Genomic DNA, 18,905 nt, shown 5'->3' on the forward strand with positions numbered 1-18,905 from the left:
TCCGACCGCCGATCAATGTCTTGAGGGCGGGGCCTTGACCCCGCCCCCTCTGCCTCATGCCACGTCCAGCGTCAGTCGCCCGTCCCCTTCGCCGACCCGCAGGGTCGAACCATCGGGCACCTCGCCGCGCAGCAGCGCCTCCGCCAGCGGGTCCTGCAGATATTTCTGCACCGCGCGCTTCAGCGGGCGCGCGCCATAGACCGGGTCGTAACCGACCCGCCCGAGCCAGGCCCGGGCGCCGTCGCTCAGTTCGAGTCGGATCTTTCGATCCTTGAGCAGCTTGCCGACGCGCCCCACCTGGATGTCGACGATCGGGCCCATATGCTCCTGGCCCAGCCGGTGGAACAGGATGATCTCGTCCAGCCGGTTGAGGAATTCGGGCCGGAAATGGGCGCGCACCACGTCCATCACCTGATCCTCGACCGTCTCCACCGCCTGATCGTCGCCGAGATTGGCGAGATACTGGCTGCCGAGGTTCGACGTCAGGATGATCAGCGTGTTCGAGAAATCGACCGTGCGGCCCTGGCCATCGGTCAGCCGCCCGTCGTCGAGCACCTGCAGCAGCACGTTGAACACATCGCCATGCGCCTTTTCGACCTCATCGAACAGGATCACCTGATAGGGCCGGCGGCGGACGGCCTCGGTCAGGACGCCGCCCTCCTCATAGCCGACATAGCCGGGCGGCGCACCGATCAGCCGGGCGACCGAATGCTTCTCCATGAACTCGGACATGTCGATCCGGACCATCGCCGCGCTGTCGTCGAACAGGAATTCGGCGAGCGCCTTGGTCAGTTCGGTCTTGCCGACTCCGGTCGGACCGAGGAACAGGAAGCTGCCGAGCGGACGATTGGGGTCCTGCAGTCCGGCACGGCTGCGACGCACGGCGCGAGACACGGCCTCGATCGCATCCTTCTGCCCGATCACGCGGCGGCCGAGCTCTTCCTCCATCGCGAGCAGCTTCTCGCGCTCGCCCTCGAGCATCTTGTCGACGGGAATGCCGGTCCAGCGGCTGACGATCCCGGCGATGTCCTCGCTCGTCACTTCCTCGCGCAGCATCGCTCCGGCCGAAGCCGACTGCGCCTCCGCCAGTTCGCGCTCGAGCCCTGGGATCACGCCATAGCTGATCTCGCCCGCGCGACCGAGGTCGCCCCGGCGCTGCGCCTGGTCGAGTTCGATCCGTGCCGCATCGAGCTGCTCCTTGAGCTTCGCCTCGGCGTTGATCTTCTCCTTCTCGCCCTGCCAGCGCTGGGTGAGTTCGGCCGACTGTTCCTCCAGTTCGACAAGGTCGGCCTCGAGCGCCTCGAGCCGGTCGCGCGAGGCGGCATCGGTTTCCTTCTTCAGCGCCTCGCGCTCGATCTTGAGCTGGATGATGCGGCGGTCGAGATTTTCGATCTCCTCCGGCTTCGATTCGACCTCCATGCGCAGACGCGAGGCAGCCTCGTCCATCAGGTCGATCGCCTTGTCGGGCAGGAAGCGGTCGGTGATGTAGCGGTTGCTCAGCGTCGCCGCCGAGACGATCGCCCCGTCGGTGATCCGCACGCCATGGTGCAGCTCATATTTTTCCTTGAGCCCGCGCAGGATCGAGATCGTGTCCTCGACCGTCGGCTCGCCGACAAATACCGGCTGGAAACGCCGCTGCAGCGCCGGGTCCTTCTCGACATATTTGCGATATTCGTCGAGCGTGGTCGCGCCGATGCAGTGCAGTTCGCCGCGCGCGAGCGCGGGCTTGAGCAGATTGCCGGCGTCCATCGCGCCCTCGGACTTGCCTGCGCCGATCAGCGTGTGCATCTCGTCGATGAACAGGATGATCTGGCCCTCGGCGCCCTTGACCTCGTCGAGCACGCCCTTGAGCCGCTCTTCGAACTCGCCGCGATATTTGGCGCCGGCTATCAGCGAGCCCATGTCGAGCGCCATCACCTTGCGGTCCTTCAGACCATCGGGCACGTCGCCATTGGCGATGCGCAGCGCGAGGCCCTCGGCGATCGCAGTCTTGCCGACACCGGGTTCGCCGATCAGCACCGGGTTGTTCTTGGTCCGGCGCGCGAGCACCTGGATCGTGCGGCGGATCTCCTCGTCGCGGCCGATCACCGGGTCGAGCTTGCCCTCGCGGGCGGCAGCGGTCAGGTCGCGGGCGAATTTCTTGAGCGCGTCATAGCGATCCTCGGCGCTCGCGGTGTCGGCACTGCGGCCACCGCGCAGCTGGTTGATCGCCCCGTTGAGCGCCTCGGCTCGCACGCCGGCCTCGGCCAGCGCCTTGCCGGCCGCCGTGGTCGACGACAGCACCAGCGCGAGCAGCATCCGCTCGACGGTGACATAGGAGTCACCCGCCTTCTGCGCGACCTGCTCCGCCTGGTCGAGGACGCGGGCGAGGTCGTTGTCGAGCCCAGGGGTCTGCTGTGCGCCGCTGCCGCTGACCGAGGGCACGCGTGCCAGCGCGGCGTCGGTTGCCCGCAATGCGATCGCGGGGTCGCCGCCCGAGGCCTTGATGAGCCCGGTCGCCATGCCCTGCTCGTCCTCGAGCAGCGCCTTGAGCAGATGTTCGGGGGAGATGCGCTGATGGCTCATCCGGATCGCGACGGTCTGCGCGGACTGGAGAAAGCCCTTCGAACGGTCGGTGAATTTTTCGAGGTTCATGCCTGATCCCTGCCTTCCATGACCCACGATATGGTGTGGCTTTTGTGCAACACAAGTGGCTCCCGCGCTAACATGCCTCGCCGCCAGTTCGATGAAGGCCCCGCTTCGTCCGACCGGCGTATTGCATGGATATTGCACCCTTGGCGGCAAAGACTAGATTGAGCGGCAATCTTCCCCCATCCGGAAAGTTCCCGAATGCGTCGCAGCCTGTTTCGCCCCGTCGTCGCCCTGCTGTTCGCGACCGCTCTCAGCACATCTTCCATCGCCGCCACGCCCAAGGCTCCGGTACCCGTCGCAGACCTCGTGAAGCAGGTCGACATCCCCTATCAGAGCTTCACGCTGGACAATGGCCTGCGCGTGATCGTCCACACCGACCGCAAGGCCCCCGTCGTCGCCGTGTCGGTCTGGTACCATATCGGGTCGAAGGACGAGCCCGCCGGCAAGACCGGCTTCGCGCATCTGTTCGAGCATCTGATGTTCAACGGCTCCGAGAACGCGAACGAGGACTTCTTCAAGCCGCTCGAGTCGGTCGGCGCGACCGACGTCAACGGCACCACCTGGTTCGACCGCACCAACTATTTCGAGACGGTGCCGACCGGCGCGCTCGATCTCGCGCTGTTCCTCGAATCCGATCGCATGGGCCATCTGGTCGGGGCGATCGACAAGGCGAAGCTCGATAACCAGCGCGGCGTCGTCCAGAACGAGAAGCGCCAGGGCGACAACGAACCCTATGGGCTCGTCGAATATGCCCAGCTCGCCGCGCTCTTCCCCGAAGGCCACCCCTATCGCCATTCGACCATCGGTTCGATGAGCGATCTCGATGCGGCCAGCCTCGACGACGTCAAGACCTGGTTCCGTTCGCATTATGGCCCGAACAATGCCGTGCTCGTGCTGGCCGGCGATATCGATGTGGCGACCGCCAAGGCGAAAGTCGCCAAATGGTTCGGCGACATTCCGCGCGGGCCGGAGACGCCGCGCGCCGCCGTCATCATCCCGACGCTGAAGGCGCCGGTCGACCAGGTGATGAAGGACCGCGTCGCCCAGACGCGCATCTATCGCAACTGGGTGGTGCCGGGCCTCAACGATCCCGACCTGATCCCGCTCGACCTCGGCATGGACATTCTCGGCGGGCTTGCCTCCTCGCGCCTCGACAATGCGCTGGTCCGCAAGGACAAGACCGCCGTTTCGGTGACCGCAGGCGTGCAGCAGTTCGAGAAGATGTCGCTGGTCGAGGTGACCGCCGACGTGAAGCCCGGCGTCGACGCGGCCAAGGTCGCGGCCGAGCTCGACCGGCTGATCGCCGACTATGTCCGCACCGGCCCGACCGCCGACGAGGTGCAGCGCGCCGCGACGCGCCAGGTGGCCGGCGAGATTTCCGGCCTCGAAACGGTCGGCGGATTCAGCGGCAAGGCGGTAACGCTCGCCGAGGGCGCGGTCTATTCCGGCGATCCCGAAAAGTACAAGAAGGACCTCGCCGCCGCCGCCGCTGCGACCCCCCAGACGATCAAGGCCGCCCTGCAGAAGTGGCTGATGCGGCCAGCCTTCCGCCTGGTGGTCGAACCGGGCGAACGGACCCCGCAGGACATGGCGATCGCCGGCGGCGCGGCCAAGGGATCGCCCGAGGGCGGGTCGATGGCGCCACGCTATTATCGCAGCCCGCGCTTCGAGGGGGGAGCCGCCGCGCCCGCCATCTCGATGACGCATCGGCCGACCGCTGCGGTCGACCGCTCATCGCCCCCGCCGGTCGAGGCGATCAACGACCTGACCTTCCCCGCAATCGAGCGCACCACCCTGTCCAACGGCATCCCGGTGGTGTTCGCACGCCGCACGACCGTCCCGACCATTCGCATGTCGGTCAGCTTCGATGCCGGCCATGCCGCCGATCCGAAGGAAAAGCTGGGCACGCAGGGGCTCACCCTCGCGCTGCTCGACGAAGGCGCCGGCAAGCGCGACTCGATCGCGCTCGCCGAAGCCCAGGAGCGGTTGGGCGCGCAGATCGCGAGTTCGGCGACGATGGATCGCACCAATGTCTCGATGTTCGCGCTCAAGGCCAATCTCGCGCCGTCGCTCGACCTGCTCGCCGACGTGATCCAGCGCCCGACCTTCGAGCCCGCCGAGATCGAGCGACTGCGCAATCAGGTGCTGGCGGGCATCGCTGCCGAAAATGCCCAGCCGCGCGGCATCGCCCGGCGCATCATGCCGAGCCTGCTCTACGGCAAGCTCCACCCCTATGGCGTACCGATGTCGGGCAGCGGCACCGAGGAGGGCGTCAAGGCCGTCACCCGCGCCGACCTGCTGGCCTTCCACGACCGCTGGCTCCGCCCCGACAATGCACGCATCTTCGTGACGGGCGACACCACCCTCGACGAACTCAAGCCGCTGCTCGAGGCGCGCTTCGGCAGCTGGGCGAAGCCCGCTGCGCCCAAGGGCGAAAAGCAGTTCCGCATGGACCGCATGGCGCGTCCGGCGCGCATCGTCCTGATCGACCGGCCGCAGAGCCCGCAAAGCTACATCCTCGCCGGCGAATTGCTGCCGACGCGCGGGGTCGACGATCCGCTCGACCTGGTGACGGCCAATGAGGTGGTCGGCGGCAGCTTCCTCTCGCGGCTCAACATGGACCTGCGCGAGAACAAGGGCTGGGCTTACGGTGCCTTCACCCAGGCCCAGATGCTGCGGGAGACGATGCCGCTCTACGTCATCGCTCCGGTTCAGACGGACAAGACCGGTGCCTCGATCGCTGCGGCCATTGCCGACATGAAGGAGTTCCTGACCACCAAGGGTGTGACCGAGGAAGAGCGCGATCGCACGATCAACAACCAGATCCGCTCGCTCCCCGGCTCGTTCGAGACATCGGGCGACCTGCTCGGCGCGCTGATCTCGCTCGATACGCTCGGCCGCCCCGACGACTATTATGAGAAGCTGCCGGCCCGCTACCGCGCGATGAAGGCCGCCGATCTCGATGCCGCCGCCCGCAAGGCGATCCGCCCAGACGATCTGATCTGGATCGTCGTCGGCGACGCCGCCAAGGTCGAGCCGCAGCTTGAGGACCTCGGCCTGCCGGTCGAGAAGATGCAGGTCGGTCAGTGAGCACCGAGATCTGGGATTGCGTGACCAAGGCGCCGTTCGGCGAGCAGGCGTCGGTCTTCACCATCGTCCGCGACGGTGATCGCTTCACGGGCAGCAACGTCGCCGACGTCGGCGAACTGCCCGTGATCGACGGCCGCATCGAAGGCGATCGGCTCATCTGGAAGATGCCGACCGAGAAGCCGATGCGCATGACTCTGGTGGGCAAGGCGGTCGTCGAGGGCGACCGCCTGTCCGGCACGGTAACGATGGGCGCCTTCGGCAAGGCCGAGATGACCGGGGTGCGCCGAGGCTGAAGCCGTCCCGCCAAGGGACAACACCACCCGCAGCTCGACCTTTCGACAGTCACGAACTGTTAGGGATTTCGCGCATAATCCCCGTTCCGATCGACGGGAGGCTCATCTTTGGGTTCATCGCTCGACCCTTCTCCGCTGACGCACAGCTGGCCGCTGTTCGAGCGCGCCCAGCGCTTCGACCTTGGCTGCGTGTTCAGCTGGAGCGGCAAACAGGCGATCGTACCCGCGCTCGATCGGCCACTGCTGGCCCGCAAGGGGATCGGCCTCTGGGATTGCGATCTGGCAGATGGCAGCCTCAGCTGGTCCGAGGGCGTGTACGATCTGTTCGGCCTGCCGCGCGGACGACCGGTCGTGCGATCGGAGGCGCTGCGCCTCTATGCCGAACCGTCGCGGGCGGCGGTGGAGAAGCTTCGCGATTATGCGCTGCGCCATCGACGCGGCTTCACCCTCGATGTCGAACTGCGCCCCGCCGATGGCGGAATCCGCTGGATGCGCATCGTGGGTGCGCCGCTGTGCGCCGGGTCGAAGCCCGTCCGACTGCAGGGCTTCAAGCGCGACGTCAGCGCCGAATATCGGACGGCTGGCGGAGGTTGACCGCGCAGGTCGGCGCTGACGTCAGTCGAAGAACAGCTTGGTGACGTGCCCCATCTTGCGGCCTGGGCGGGCCTGCCCCTTGCCGTAGAGGTGCAGGTGCGCGGCCGGATCGGACAGGATCAGGTCCCAATGCGAGGCCTGCTCGCCGATCAGGTTGCGCATCTCGACGCGCGGCGCGGCGCGTGCGGTCGAACCGAGCGGCAGACCGCAAATGGCGCGGATATGATTGTCGAACTGCGAAGTCACCGCGCCTTCGATCGTCCAATGGCCGCTATTGTGGACGCGCGGCGCCATTTCGTTGAACACGGGACCGGCTTCGGTATCGAAAAATTCGATCGCCAGCACGCCGACATAGTCGAGCTCGGTCACGATCTTGCCGGCCAGCGCCTTGGCCGCCTCGACGGTCGCCTCTGACAGGCTCGCCGGAACGGTCGACAGCGCTAATATCCCGTCCTCATGGACGTTGAGCACAGGATCCCAGGTTGCGATCGTCCCGTCCCGGCCGCGCACGACCAGGATCGAGAATTCGCGCTCGAACTCGACGAAGCCTTCGAGCACCGCCGGTTCCCAGGCAAGCGAGGCCCAGGCCTCGTCGGCATCGGCGGCGGTCTTGAGCCGTGCCTGGCCCTTGCCGTCATAGCCGAAACGCCGCGTCTTGAGGATCGCGGGAGCACCGATCTGCTTGACCGCAGCGTCGAGATCCTCGCGGCTGCTGACCACCGCCCATGGGGCGGGTCGCCCACCGATCGCCTGCACGAAGGCCTTCTCGGTCGCCCGGTCCTGCGCGGTCGCAAGCGCGCGCGGGTGCGGTGCGAGCGGCACGCGCAGTGCCTCCAGCGGGCCGACCGGGATATTCTCGAATTCATAGGTGATCAGGTCGACGCTCTGGGCAAAGGCCTGCAGCGCGTCGAGATCGTCATAATTGCCCTGGACCCAGCGCGCCGCCACATCGGCGGCGGGGCCGCTCGGCTCGGGTGCGAAGATCGCGCAGCGATAGCCGAGCTGGGCAGCGGCCATGCTGAGCATGCGGCCGAGCTGGCCGCCACCGACGATGCCGATCGTCGTGCCGGGCGGGATGAGGGCCGCGCTCAATCGAACGGCTCCTCGGCGACGTCCGCCGTCTGACGCACACGCCAGGCATCGAGCCGGGCGGCGAGGGCTTCGTCGTTAGTAGCCAGCATCGCCGCGCCGAGCAGCGCGGCATTGATCGCGCCGGGCTTGCCGATCGCGAGCGTCCCCACCGGAATGCCGCCGGGCATCTGGACGATCGAAAGGAGGCTATCCATGCCCTTGAGCGCCTTGGATTCGACCGGAACGCCGAGAACGGGCAGGCGCGTCATGGCGGCCGCCATGCCCGGCAGATGCGCCGCACCGCCCGCGCCCGCGATGATCAGCTTTAGCCCGCGCCCAGCCGCCGAGGTGGCATAGTCATAGAGCCGCTGCGGGGTACGGTGCGCCGAGACGACCTTCGTCTCATAAGGCACGTCAAGCGCGTCGAGGGTCGCGGCGGCGTGGGACATGGTTTCCCAGTCGGACCGGCTCCCCATGATGATCCCGATCAACGGTGCGTCTGCCATTGTCACTCCCAATCTTTCCGCCCGGAACGGGGAGGAGAACCGCCACAAGCGGTGGAGGGGAATGCGCGACGGTGGATCGCCCCTCCACCACCCTCATGGGTGGCCCCCTCCCTCGCCGAGGCAGGGGAAGAATATACTCAGCGCTCCGACAGATAATAGCGGTCGCGCGCGTTCAGGGCGTCGTCCAGATCATAGACGATCGGCTGGCCGGTCGGGATCTCCAGCTCGGTGATCTCGTCGTCGGGAATATGCGACAGATGCTTGACCAGCGCGCGCAGCGAATTGCCATGCGCCGAAATGACGACCCGCTTGCCGGCCTTCAGATCGGGGGCGATCCGCTGCTCCCAATAGGGAAGAACACGAGCGATCGTGTCCTTCAGGCTTTCGGTGTTCGGGATGGCGATACCGGCGTAGCGGCGGTCTTTCGACAGGTCGAACTCACCGCCCTCTTCCAGCACCGGCGGCGGAATGTCGAAGCTGCGGCGCCAGATCTTGACCTGATCGTCACCATGTTTGGCGGCTGTCTCTGCCTTGTTGAGGCCGGTCAGGCCGCCATAATGGCGCTCATTGAGGCGCCAGTCCTTCTCGACCGGCAGCCATAGCCGGCCCATCGCCTCGAGCGCGAGATTCAGCGTCTTGATCGCGCGGGTCTGGAAGCTGGTATAGCATTGGTCGAAGTCGAGGCCTTTGGCGGCCATCAATTCGCCGGCCGCTGTGGCTTCGGCGATGCCCTGCTCGGTCAGGTTGACGTCCCACCAGCCGGTGAATCGGTTTTCGAGGTTCCATGCGGACTGACCATGGCGGATAAGGACGAGCGTCGGCATCACTTTCCCTTCTTGGCGGCGCGGCGGGAAAGAGCCCTGCCTGACGCCGCAGCATCGACCGTAAGAGACGGAACGGGCCTCTTAGTGGTCCGCTGCCTTCCTGTCACCCTTGCAAATCGGTGCTTCCTCGCCTGAATAGGCGCCAATCCACGACATCGGAGCGCATGACATGGCCATCGCGAACACCACGATCCGGTACGAGCATGAAGGGGTGGCGTTCGAGGCCTATGCCGCCTGGGACAACGGCAGCGACGACCTGCGGCCTATCGTTATCGTCGCCGGTACCTTCATGGGCCGCACCGGCTTCGAGGAAGCCAAGGCCCGTTCGCTCGCCGAACTCGGCTATGTCGGGGTGGCGATCGACGTCTATGGACTCGGCAACTGGCCGCGCGATTTCGACGAGGCGCTGGCGCGCATGGGCGAGATGGACGCCGATCGCGGCCTGCTGCGCGATCGCCTGGCCGCCTCGTTGCGCATGGCGCGCGAAACCGGGGGCCCCGGCGACCCCGCGCGCGTCGCGGCGATCGGCTTCTGCTTTGGCGGCAAATGCGTGCTCGACCTCGCGCGCGCCGGCGCCGAGGTCGCAGGCGTCGTCAGCTTCCATGGCGTCTATGACGCGCCTCCCTTCCCCAACGCCAAGGTCAGCGCGAAGCTGCTGGTGCTCCATGGCTGGGACGATCCGCTCGACCCGCCCGAAACGGTCCTCGCGCTGTCGCAGGAACTGACCGAGGCCGGCGCCGACTGGCAGCTGCACAGCTATGGTCACACCGTCCACGCCTTCACCAACCCGGCGCGGGAGGAGATGTACAGCCCACGGGCCGACCGACGCAGCTGGCAGGCGATGCGCAACTTCCTCGACGAGCTTTTCGCAATCGATGGATAAGGAGCGCGGCGACCCGGACAGGCTGGCTATTGACGACGCTCATATTGCGGCGCAGCATTCGAGCATGTCCAGCGCCCCGCCCATCACCCAGAACCCGGATATCCGCTTCCTAGGTCGCCTGCTCGGCGATGTCATCAAGGCCTATGGCGGGGAGACGCTGTTCCGGCGTATCGAATATATCCGCTCCGCCTCGGTCGACCGCGCGCGCGGGATCGTCGGTTCGCATGAGATCGACACCGGGCTCGAGGCGCTGACGCTCGACGACACGCTCGCCTTCGTTCGCGGCTTCATGCTCTTCTCGATGCTCGCCAATCTCGCCGAAGACCGGCAGGGCGTTGCCGCCGAACCGGGCGCCGACGTCGCCTCGGCGCTCGACCGCCTCGAAGCCGAAGGCATATCGCGCTCGCAGGTCGTCGAAATGCTCGAGCAGGCGCTGATCGCCCCCGTGCTGACCGCCCACCCGACCGAGGTGCGGCGCAAGAGCATGATCGATCATCGCAACAAGATCGCCGAGTTGATGATGCTCAAGGACATCGGCCGGACCGAAACCGCCGATGGCGACCTGATCGACCAGGCGATCTACCGTCAGATCGCGTTGCTGTGGCAGACCCGCCCGCTGCGACGCGAGCGGCTCTATGTCGCCGATGAGGTGGAAACCGCGCTGGCCTATCTGCGCGACATCTTCCTGCCGACTTTGCCCGCGCTCTATTCGCGCTGGCAGCGCGCGCTCGGCCATCGCCCCGCCAGCTTCCTGCGCCCCGGCAGCTGGATCGGCGGCGACCGCGACGGCAATCCCTTCGTGACGGCGGAATCGCTGCGCCTTGCCTTGTCCCGCGCGGCCGAAACCGTCATCGGCTATTATCTGAACGAGCTTCACCTGCTCGGCGCCGAATTGTCGATCTCGACCGAACTGGCCGAGGTCACGTGGGAGGTCGAGAAACTCGCCGAGGCTTCGGGCGACAAGAGTTCGGCGCGCAGCGATGAACCCTATCGCCGTGCGATTACCGGCATCTATTCGCGCCTGTCCAAGACCTATGAAATGCTGACCGGCCGCCTGCCGGGCCGGCTGCCCGCAACCGATGCGGAGAAGGGGCCCTATCAGACCCCGGCCGAGCTGCGCACCGACCTGGTGGAGATCGCCCACGCCCTCAACCGGACCGGGGCGGGGTCGCTGTCGGGCAGCGGCGCGCTCGGCCGGCTGATCCGCGCGGTCGAGACCTTCGGCTTTCACCTCGCCACGCTCGACATGCGACAAAATGCCGACGTGCATGAGCGGGTGATCGCGGACCTGCTCAAGGTCGCCGGGGTCGAGAACGACTATCTGGCATTGGACGAAGAGGGGCGCGTCGCGCTGCTCCGGACCGAACTGGCCTCGAAGCGCCTGCTGCGCACGCCCTTCGGCGACTATGCCGAGGAAACGCTGTCCGAACTGGCGATCGTCGAGGCGGCGGCCGAGGCTCATCGTCTCTACGGCCGCGAGGCGATCACCACCTATCTGATCTCCAAGGCCGAGAGCGTGTCGGACATGCTCGAGGTCAACATCCTGCTCAAGGAAGCCGGCCTCTATGTGCCCGGCGAGCCGCCCATGGCGGCGATCATGGCGGTGCCGCTGTTCGAGACGATCGGCGATCTCCAGCGCGCGCCCGAGGTGATGACCCGCTGGTTCGGCCTGCCCGAGGTCGCGGCGGTCACGGCGGCGCGTGGCCATCAGGAGGTGATGGTCGGCTATTCGGATTCGAACAAGGATGGCGGCTATCTGACCTCGGTCTGGAGCCTGCACGAGGCATCGAGCGCGCTGAAGCCGGTCTTCGCCAAGGCCGGCAGCGCAATCCAGCTGTTCCATGGTCGTGGCGGTGCGGTCGGGCGCGGTGGCGGGTCGAGCTTCGCGGCGATCCTCGCCCAACCGCACGGCACGGTCCAGGGCCGCATCCGCATCACCGAACAGGGCGAAGTGATCGCCGCCAAATATGGCACGCGCGAGAGCGCCTCGGCCAATCTGGAGGCCATGGCCTCGGCCACGCTGCTGGCCTCGCTCGAGAAGGAGGCGCTGGCACCCAAGGACGCCAAGCGCTTCTTCGCCGCGATGGACGAGATTTCGGGACGCGCGTTCAAGGCCTATCGCGGTCTGGTCTATGAGACCGAAGGCTTCCGCCAGTTCTTCCGCCAGATGACCCCGATCGCGGAGATCGCCGACCTCAAGATCGGCTCCCGCCCCGCCAGCCGCACCAAGAGCGACCGGATCGAGGATTTGCGCGCGATCCCCTGGGTGTTCAGCTGGGCGCAGGCGCGCGTCATGCTGCCGGGCTGGTTCGGCGTCGGCCATGGCCTGAAGGGCCACAATGACATCGGGCTGCTGCGTGAGATGCTCGAAGCCTGGCCCTTTTTTCAGTCGACCCTGGCCAATCTGGAGATGGTGCTCGCCAAGTCCGACATGGACATCGCCGAACATTATGTCGCGCTGGTCGAGGATCAGGCAATGGGCAAGGCGATCTTCGGCCAAATCCGCGACGGATGGCAGATGACGCAGGACGCTCTGCTGTCGATCACCCGCCAGACCCGGCTGCTGCAGAAGAACCCGTCGCTCGACCAGTCGATCCGGCTGCGCCTGCCCTATATCGAGCCGCTCAATCTGCTGCAGATCGAACTGCTCAAGCGGCACCGGTCGGGCGAGGACGACCCCCGCGTGCGCGAGGGCATTCAACTGTCGATCAACGCCATCGCCACGGCGCTGCGCAACAGCGGCTGATCGCGTCCGTCAGGCGCCGGGCGCGCGTACGAGGCAGAAGGCGATCGCGTAGCTCACCATGCGCGGCCCGGCATCGAAGCGCGCCATCGCCTCGCGCAGGACGGCCGGCGGCAAGGGCCGATAGCCGGGTGCAGGAGTGCCGGCCCCGATCGTCTTGAGATCGCGCAGGAAGGACCGGGCGTCGCGCTGCGGATCCGGAAAGACGACCTGCTCGATCCGCACGTCATATCCGGCGGGGACCATCGCGCTGATCGTTTCGGCCGACGGATAGTGTGGTGTTGCGCGCGGCCAACCGAGCGCCTCGACGATCGAGGTCCACTCGCCGAAGCTGCCGTCCGCCATCGTCGCGAAGGCGAGCAGGCCGCCGGGCTTCAGCATCGACGCCAGCCGCCCGATCGCGCCGGGGAGATCCTCGAACCACTGGAAGGCCATGCTTGAGGTGATCAGGTCGAAGCGGCCCAGCGATCTATCGGCGCGTTCGCCGTCGAGCACCAGCCAGCGCGCATCGGCCCCCAAGGCATCGGCCATCGAGAGCCGGGCTCTTTCCACCATCGCGGGGGACAGATCGGTGATGGTCCAGCGGGCGCCTGTCGGTGCACCTCGCAGCGCAGCCGTCAGGAAGCCGGTCCCGCACCCCAGCTCCAATATGTCGGGCCGTTCGGCGACACCCGCTGCGGCGATGCGGCGAGCGAGGTCGTCGGCCACCAGACGCTGGACGCGAGCCGCCGAGTCATAATCGCGAGCACGCCCGAAAGCGGTTGCGACGGTCGCGCTGCGATCACTGTCTCCGGCCATGGCGGGGCGCCTATCGGCTCCGGCCGCCAAGGGGAAGCGCGAAGATGCGACGAAGCGGGGCATAGGCCATCAAAAACTATTGATAGTCAGTCGCAATAGCCGTAAACATCGATTCGAGAGGTGCCGAATGCTCGTTTGTATCTGCAACGCGATTCGTGAATCCGATGTCCGGGACGCCGCCCGCAAGGGGGCCAGCTGCCCGCGCAGCGCCTATCAGACGCTGGGTCGGCGCCCGCGCTGCGGGCAATGCCTGCCCTTCGCCCGCAGCATCATCGAGGAAGAGTCGGTCGCCGTCTGAGCTGCCCGCACCAGCATTCCTCCCCTGGCCGCCTTATGGGCGGCCTTTTTATTTGGGTGAGAATGACTTTCGCTTTCGCTGCGAATGAATATCAGCTGCAAACCCTTGTTTATATTTGAATAATTTGGAAATTATTCGATCGGAACCCTTCACAGGATCGGGCATTTCGTCTATCGAACGGCTCGACGACATTGGAGGTCCACATGAAGGGTGACGCAAAGGTCATCGAATTTCTCAACGAGACGCTCAAGAACGAGCTGACCGCGATCAATCAATATTTCCTGCATTTCCGGATGCTCGAACATTGGGGCGTCGCGCGGCTCGCCAAGTGCGAATATGAGGAATCGATCGACGAGATGAAGCATGCCGACCGGCTTGCCGAACGCATCCTGTTTCTCGACGGCCTGCCCAATTTCCAGATGCTTGGCCGGCTTCGCATCGGCGAGACGGTCGAGGAGGTGCTCAAGGCCGACCTCGCGCTGGAGAATGACGCCATCCCGCAGCTCAAGGAAGCGATCGTCTATTGCGAGCAGGTCCGCGACTTCGGCACGCGCGATCTGCTGCAGTCGATTCTCGAATCCGAGGAAGAGCATGTCGACATGCTCGAAAAGCAGTTCGAGATGATCGAACGGATGGGAATCCAGAACTACATCCAGCTTCAGTCGAAGCCGGCGCACGAATAGAGGGGGTTCCCGTCAGGTAAGATCACCGGGCGGTTCGGAAGAGCAAACCAAGTCGACGGCCGCCCCCTGGAGCGGCCGTTTCGGCGTTCAGCCCTGCTTGCGTCCGAACCCCGCTGCCATGGCGGGTCGCCGGAAGGGTGTCGTCGGCATGGCAGGCACCGAGCACCGCGCCATCTCCCGCTCGAACTGCGCAAGCGTCTCGATCAACATCGGGCGCAAGCGCAGAATTTCGTCATCGAGCTTCTCAGGCGGCGCCTGCATCTCGACGCTCCGGCGGGCGCTATGTTCGATCTCCTCGGCCAGCGCACCGAGCGCCTCTCCGCCGAACTGCAGTGAATCGCCCTTCAGCGTATGGGCCGGACGGACCATCGCGACAGCGTCACGGATCTTGTAGGCCTGCTCCACCGCGACGACGCACTTGGCGGCGTCCTCGCGATAATAGCCGAGGATCCGCGCGAAATCGCTGCCGATCAGATCGCGGGTCTCGCCGAACGTCGTCCAGTTCACCACACGCATGCCGCTATGAGCCATGTCTCGTCCCTGTTCGCACCCTGCCAGGTCCGACTCATCCTAGGCGGGTGGCGTAAACGAGCGGTTACTCTAAGACTATCGTATTAGACCGTTTTCCGCTGCAGCTGCGAAGAGAGGGGCACCGTTCGGGGGGCCGGCACCGACACATGCCAGCCATGCGGCTCCTCCGCCGCGACCACGCCCCAGCCCCGCGCCTGGGCGAGCGCCGCAATCTCGCCCGGCGCGATCGGATCGTCGGCCAGGATGAGCACCTCGGACGCACCTTCACGCACGGCCCTGGCCAGACGGACGACCGGCCAGGGACAGCGCATGCCGCGCGCGTCGATCCGCGTCACCGTCAATCGTCGAAGGGGTTGCGCGGCGCGCGCACGGTCAGCCGCACCGGCACCGCGCCGAAGCCCAGCTCGCGCCTGATGCCGTTGACCAGATAACGGCGATAGCTCTCCGGCAGCTGATCGACCCGCGTCCCGAACAAAATGAAGCTCGGCGGCCGCGTGCGCGCCTGGGTCAGATAGCGCAGCTTGATCCGCTTGCCGCCCGGCGCCGGCGGCGGGTTGGCCTCGATCGCCTTTTCGAACCAGCGGTTGAGTCGGCCGGTGGAGACGCGCAGCGACCAGGCTTCGCGCGTTTCATGCGCGACCTGCAGCAGCTGGTCGACGCCGCGCCCGGTCGCGCCCGAGACGGTCAGCAGCGGCAGGCCCTTGACCTGCGCCAACCCCTCGTCGAGCGCCGCACGCACGCCCTGGAACAAGGACGGCGGATCGACGGCCACATCCCATTTGCTCAAAGCGATGATCAGGGCGCGGCCTTCCTGCAGCACCTTGTCGGCGATGCGCAGGTCCTGCGCCTCGAGCCCGAGGGTCGCATCGAGCAGCAGCACGACGACCTCGGCAAAATCCACCGCGCGCAGGCCATCGGCGACCGACAGCTTCTCCAGCTTGTCCTGCACCTTGGCGCGCTTGCGCATACCGGCGGTGTCGATCAGGCGGACCTTGCGGACCTGGCCATCGGGCGCATGCCAGTCCCAGTCGATCGCGATCGAATCGCGGGTAATGCCGGCCTCTGGTCCGGTGATCATCCGCTGTTCGCCGAGGATCTGGTTGATCAGGGTCGACTTGCCGGCATTGGGGCGCCCCACGATGGCGAGCTTGAGCGGGCCGCGGGCTTCCTCGTCCTCGCTGTCTTCCTCCTCGTCGAAACCCTCTTCCTCCTCGCGCTCGACATGCGGGCGCAGCGCATCGAACAGGTCGACAATGCCTTCGCCGTGCTCGGCCGACAGCGGCACCGGCTCACCCAGGCCAAGGCCGAAGGATTCGTAGATGCCATGCTCTGCGGCCTTGCCCTCGGCCTTGTTGGCGATGACGATCACCGGCGTGTTGGAACTGCGCAGCCAGTTGGCGATCTGCTCGTCGAGCGGGGTCAGGCCGGCGCGCGCATCGATCATGAACAGGGCGACGTCGGCCTCGTCCACGGCGGCCTGGGTCTGCGCGCGCATCCGGCCGGGCAGCGTTTCGGGATCGTCGGTCTCGAAGCCCGCCGTGTCGACGATCTTGAATTCCATGCCGAGCAGCGACGCATCGCCCTCGCGCCGATCGCGCGTCACGCCGGGACGATCGTCGACCAGAGCGAGCTTCTTGCCGACGAGACGATTGAACAGCGTCGACTTGCCGACGTTCGGGCGGCCGACGATGGCAACGGTGGGGAGATGTTTCATCGGGGCCCCATACAGGGCCGCGAGCCTTTTGTTTAGCCCGAGTCTTCAGCTGTGCGGCGCGGAGCCGGAAGCCCCGCGCCCGCGATCAGCGATAGGCGACCAGCTTGCCGCCGTCGGTCAGCACGAACAGCATATTGTCGGCAACGATCGGCGACGCATAAATGGTGTCGCCGAGCTTGGTCGTCCGGCCGACAGCGCCATCGGCGACGCCGACCTCGACCAGCTGGCCGAGCGTGTTGGTGAGGATCAGGCGGCCACCGGCCAGGATCGGGCCCGACCAGCTGACGGCGTTCTTCTTCTTCTTCACATTCTTCCAGCGCGGCAGCTGGGTCTGCCAGCGGATGCGGCCGCCGGTGCGCGTGATGCACAGCAGGCGCGCATCGTCGGTGACCACGAAGATCCATTCGCCTGCCACGACCGGGGTTTCGAGGCCGCCGACATTGACCTCCCACAGCCGCTGGCCGGTCAGGATGTCCATCGCGATCATGCGGCCACCCTCGCCGATGGCATAGGCGCGACCCTGGTCGATCACCGGCGAGGCATCGATGTCGACGAGGCTCGCCACCGAGGTGTTGATGCTCGTCCGCGACAGCGAGTCCTGCCACACGACGCGGCCATTTTCGTAGCGATAGGCGGTCAGCTCGCCCGAAGAGAAGCCGGCGATCACGGTGCCCTGGCCGATGGCGGGGGCACCCGCGCCGAACACCCCGGCGTTTTCGAGACTGCCGCTGGCGGTCCACAGCGTCTCGCCATTGGCTTCCTTCAGCGCGTAGAGCTGGTTGTCCTGGCTCATCACGTAGATCGACTCATTGCCGATCGACGGGGCGCCGCGCAGTGGGCCGCCGAGATGGACCTTCCACAGCTGGCTGCCGGTTCCGGCGTCGAACGCGGCAGTGTCGCCGACGCCGTTGGTGGCATAGACCTTGCCCGCATTATAGCTGACGCCGCCACCAAAGAGCGACGCCTTGTTGCCGTTCTTGTCGCCCAGCACGGCTTCCCAGACCGGCGCGCCGGTCTTCTGGTCGAAGGCATGGATGCGCGCGTCGACGTCGATCACATAGATGCGACCGCCGCCTGCGACCGGGCCGGCCGCGAGGCGCGCCTTGCTCGTCGATCCGGCGATCTTCCGGCTCCACGCGACCGAAAGCTGCTGGCCCAGCGACACATGGCCGATCGCCTTGGCGGCATTGCCCCCCGGCTGCGGCCATTCGGGGTTCACCTGCTCGGTCGGCACGGTGACCGGCACGACGCCCAGCGTCGGATCGGCCTCGATGTCGGTGTCCGAGGTCAGCACGGCGATACGTTGGCCGACGACCGGGGTCTTGGGCTTCTTGCGCTCGCCGCCGCCGAAGATGCCGCAACCGCCAAGGGTCGTCATGATCGCCAACCCCGCGGCTGCGGCGAAAAGCTTACGGTTCATTCGGATCAATCCTTGTCAGCGGGGGCAGTCGCCGTCGCGGTCGCGGCGGCCTCGTCGACGTTCACGCCCAGGCTGGTGGCGAGGCGTGCGGCGCGGACGCGCAGCGTGTCGGGTGCTTCCTTGTCGCGCGCGACGGCGGCGAGCAGACGCCCGGCCTCCGCGGTGCGGTTGAGCTGGAGCATGGCAATGGCGGTCATCTCGCCAGCCGTGCCGAAAAAGGGTTGGCCCTCGATCGTCAGCGGCTTCAGGCGGTCGATGATCTGCTGCGGCGGCAGCGTGTCATATTCGAGCAGCGTCTGACGGATCAGCGCGATGTCGCGATAGGGCTGGGCGACGTCCTCATCGGCGGCGATGCCCGCGAAGATCGCGGCGGCGCCCTTGGCGTCGCCCCGGTCGAAAGCCAGCGCGGCCTTGGTCATCAGGCCCGATACGCGATAGCCGGGTCCGCCCTCGGCGATCAGCTGCTCGGCCTTCTTGGCAGCGTCGGTCTTGCGCGCGGCCTGCACGTCGGCGATCAGCGCGCCCATCGTCTCGCCCTGCTTTTCCGCCGCCTTCTGCTGCTCGGCGCGCCAGAAGAGGAAGGCCGCGAGCCCGGCGAGCAACAGCGCGACCGCGATCAGCGCCAGCTTGCCATAATGTTTCCAGACCTTGAGGAGCTGCTCCTGGCGAAGCTCTTCGTCGACTTCACGGACGAATGCGTCCTCGGTGGGCGGCAATGAGGCCAAGAACAGTCTCCACAACAGGCGGTGCCGGCCCTCTTAGCGGGCGACAGGGCCCCGTGCCATAGCCAATAGAGGGGTGCCATAGCCAATAGATATCGGCGATG

Annotated in this window: 17 protein-coding genes; 7 read left to right on the forward strand and 10 right to left on the reverse strand. The window is 66.5% G+C overall.

Annotated elements, in window-relative coordinates; all coding sequences use genetic code 11:
- Window positions 1-54: 54 nt before the first annotated feature.
- Window positions 55-2,634, reverse strand: a complete 2,580-nt coding sequence (gene clpB / locus ACNI3R_RS13000) for an ATP-dependent chaperone ClpB (protein WP_426183937.1) — start codon at window positions 2,632-2,634, stop codon at window positions 55-57.
- 195 nt (window positions 2,635-2,829) lie between these two features.
- On the opposite strand from clpB, the gene ACNI3R_RS13005 reads away from it, so the two are divergent.
- From ACNI3R_RS13005 to ACNI3R_RS13015, 3 genes are all read left to right on the forward strand, one after another.
- Window positions 2,830-5,721 carry a M16 family metallopeptidase gene (locus ACNI3R_RS13005; protein ID WP_426183939.1) on the forward strand — a complete coding sequence of 964 codons (2,892 nt, stop codon included), beginning with the start codon at window positions 2,830-2,832 and terminating at the stop codon, window positions 5,719-5,721.
- Window positions 5,718-6,014, forward strand: a complete 297-nt coding sequence (locus tag ACNI3R_RS13010) for a hypothetical protein (RefSeq protein ID WP_426183941.1) — start codon at window positions 5,718-5,720, stop codon at window positions 6,012-6,014. Before ACNI3R_RS13005 ends, ACNI3R_RS13010 begins: the two co-directional genes overlap by 4 nt.
- Before the next feature lie 108 nt (window positions 6,015-6,122).
- Entirely contained in the window at window positions 6,123-6,608 is a 486-nt protein-coding gene (locus tag ACNI3R_RS13015) for a PAS domain-containing protein (RefSeq protein WP_426183943.1), read from the forward strand.
- Window positions 6,609-6,629: 21 nt separating this feature from the next.
- On the opposite strand, the gene ACNI3R_RS13020 is transcribed toward ACNI3R_RS13015, so the two are convergent.
- The 3 genes from ACNI3R_RS13020 to gpmA form a co-directional block, all read right to left on the reverse strand.
- On the reverse strand, window positions 6,630-7,700 hold the full coding sequence (locus ACNI3R_RS13020) for a 5-(carboxyamino)imidazole ribonucleotide synthase (RefSeq protein ID WP_426183945.1): 1,071 nt from the start codon (window positions 7,698-7,700) through the stop codon (window positions 6,630-6,632).
- Window positions 7,697-8,185 (reverse strand): 5-(carboxyamino)imidazole ribonucleotide mutase, encoded by a 489-nt coding sequence (purE, locus tag ACNI3R_RS13025; RefSeq protein ID WP_426183947.1) that lies wholly within the window; start codon window positions 8,183-8,185, stop codon window positions 7,697-7,699. Before purE ends, ACNI3R_RS13020 begins: the two co-directional genes overlap by 4 nt.
- Before the next feature lie 137 nt (window positions 8,186-8,322).
- Window positions 8,323-9,009 carry a 2,3-diphosphoglycerate-dependent phosphoglycerate mutase gene (gpmA, locus tag ACNI3R_RS13030; RefSeq protein WP_426183949.1) on the reverse strand — a complete coding sequence of 229 codons (687 nt, stop codon included), beginning with the start codon at window positions 9,007-9,009 and terminating at the stop codon, window positions 8,323-8,325.
- 169 nt (window positions 9,010-9,178) lie between these two features.
- Here gpmA and ACNI3R_RS13035 point away from each other — a divergent pair, with 169 nt between their 5' ends.
- Window positions 9,179-9,892, forward strand: coding sequence for a dienelactone hydrolase family protein (locus tag ACNI3R_RS13035; RefSeq protein WP_426183951.1), 714 nt, complete (start codon window positions 9,179-9,181; stop codon window positions 9,890-9,892).
- 64 nt (window positions 9,893-9,956) lie between these two features.
- The gene (ppc, locus tag ACNI3R_RS13040; RefSeq protein ID WP_426183953.1) at window positions 9,957-12,638 is read left to right on the forward strand and encodes a phosphoenolpyruvate carboxylase; all 2,682 of its coding nucleotides are present in this window, start codon (window positions 9,957-9,959) and stop codon (window positions 12,636-12,638) included.
- A gap of 9 nt (window positions 12,639-12,647) precedes the next feature.
- Here the strand turns inward: ppc and ACNI3R_RS13045 are convergent, their stop codons facing one another.
- A complete protein-coding gene (locus ACNI3R_RS13045; RefSeq protein ID WP_426183955.1) occupies window positions 12,648-13,433 on the reverse strand; it encodes a methyltransferase domain-containing protein in 786 nt (261 codons plus the stop codon).
- 127 nt (window positions 13,434-13,560) lie between these two features.
- Here ACNI3R_RS13045 and ACNI3R_RS13050 point away from each other — a divergent pair, with 127 nt between their 5' ends.
- Together ACNI3R_RS13050 and bfr are read left to right on the forward strand one after the other, a co-directional pair.
- On the forward strand, window positions 13,561-13,731 hold the full coding sequence (locus ACNI3R_RS13050; protein ID WP_296622516.1) for a (2Fe-2S)-binding protein: 171 nt from the start codon (window positions 13,561-13,563) through the stop codon (window positions 13,729-13,731).
- A gap of 203 nt (window positions 13,732-13,934) precedes the next feature.
- Window positions 13,935-14,414 (forward strand): bacterioferritin, encoded by a 480-nt coding sequence (gene bfr / locus ACNI3R_RS13055; protein ID WP_426183957.1) that lies wholly within the window; start codon window positions 13,935-13,937, stop codon window positions 14,412-14,414.
- An 87-nt stretch (window positions 14,415-14,501) separates the two neighbouring features.
- On the opposite strand, the gene ACNI3R_RS13060 is transcribed toward bfr, so the two are convergent.
- The 5 genes from ACNI3R_RS13060 to ACNI3R_RS13080 form a co-directional block, all read right to left on the reverse strand.
- Entirely contained in the window at window positions 14,502-14,945 is a 444-nt protein-coding gene (locus ACNI3R_RS13060) for an Hpt domain-containing protein (RefSeq protein WP_426183959.1), read from the reverse strand.
- An 83-nt stretch (window positions 14,946-15,028) separates the two neighbouring features.
- Window positions 15,029-15,280 (reverse strand): sulfurtransferase TusA family protein, encoded by a 252-nt coding sequence (locus ACNI3R_RS13065; protein ID WP_426183961.1) that lies wholly within the window; start codon window positions 15,278-15,280, stop codon window positions 15,029-15,031.
- A gap of 2 nt (window positions 15,281-15,282) precedes the next feature.
- Window positions 15,283-16,659 carry a ribosome biogenesis GTPase Der gene (der, locus tag ACNI3R_RS13070; RefSeq protein ID WP_426183963.1) on the reverse strand — a complete coding sequence of 459 codons (1,377 nt, stop codon included), beginning with the start codon at window positions 16,657-16,659 and terminating at the stop codon, window positions 15,283-15,285.
- An 85-nt stretch (window positions 16,660-16,744) separates the two neighbouring features.
- Window positions 16,745-18,079 carry a PQQ-like beta-propeller repeat protein gene (locus ACNI3R_RS13075; protein WP_426183965.1) on the reverse strand — a complete coding sequence of 445 codons (1,335 nt, stop codon included), beginning with the start codon at window positions 18,077-18,079 and terminating at the stop codon, window positions 16,745-16,747.
- A gap of 5 nt (window positions 18,080-18,084) precedes the next feature.
- Window positions 18,085-18,804: a tetratricopeptide repeat protein gene (locus ACNI3R_RS13080; RefSeq protein ID WP_426183967.1), complete on the reverse strand. Its 720-nt coding sequence runs from the start codon at window positions 18,802-18,804 to the stop codon at window positions 18,085-18,087.
- Window positions 18,805-18,905 lie beyond the last annotated feature (101 nt).

The sequence above is a fragment of the Rhizorhabdus antheiae genome (assembly GCF_049889055.1).
Classification (GTDB): Bacteria; Pseudomonadota; Alphaproteobacteria; order Sphingomonadales; family Sphingomonadaceae; genus Rhizorhabdus.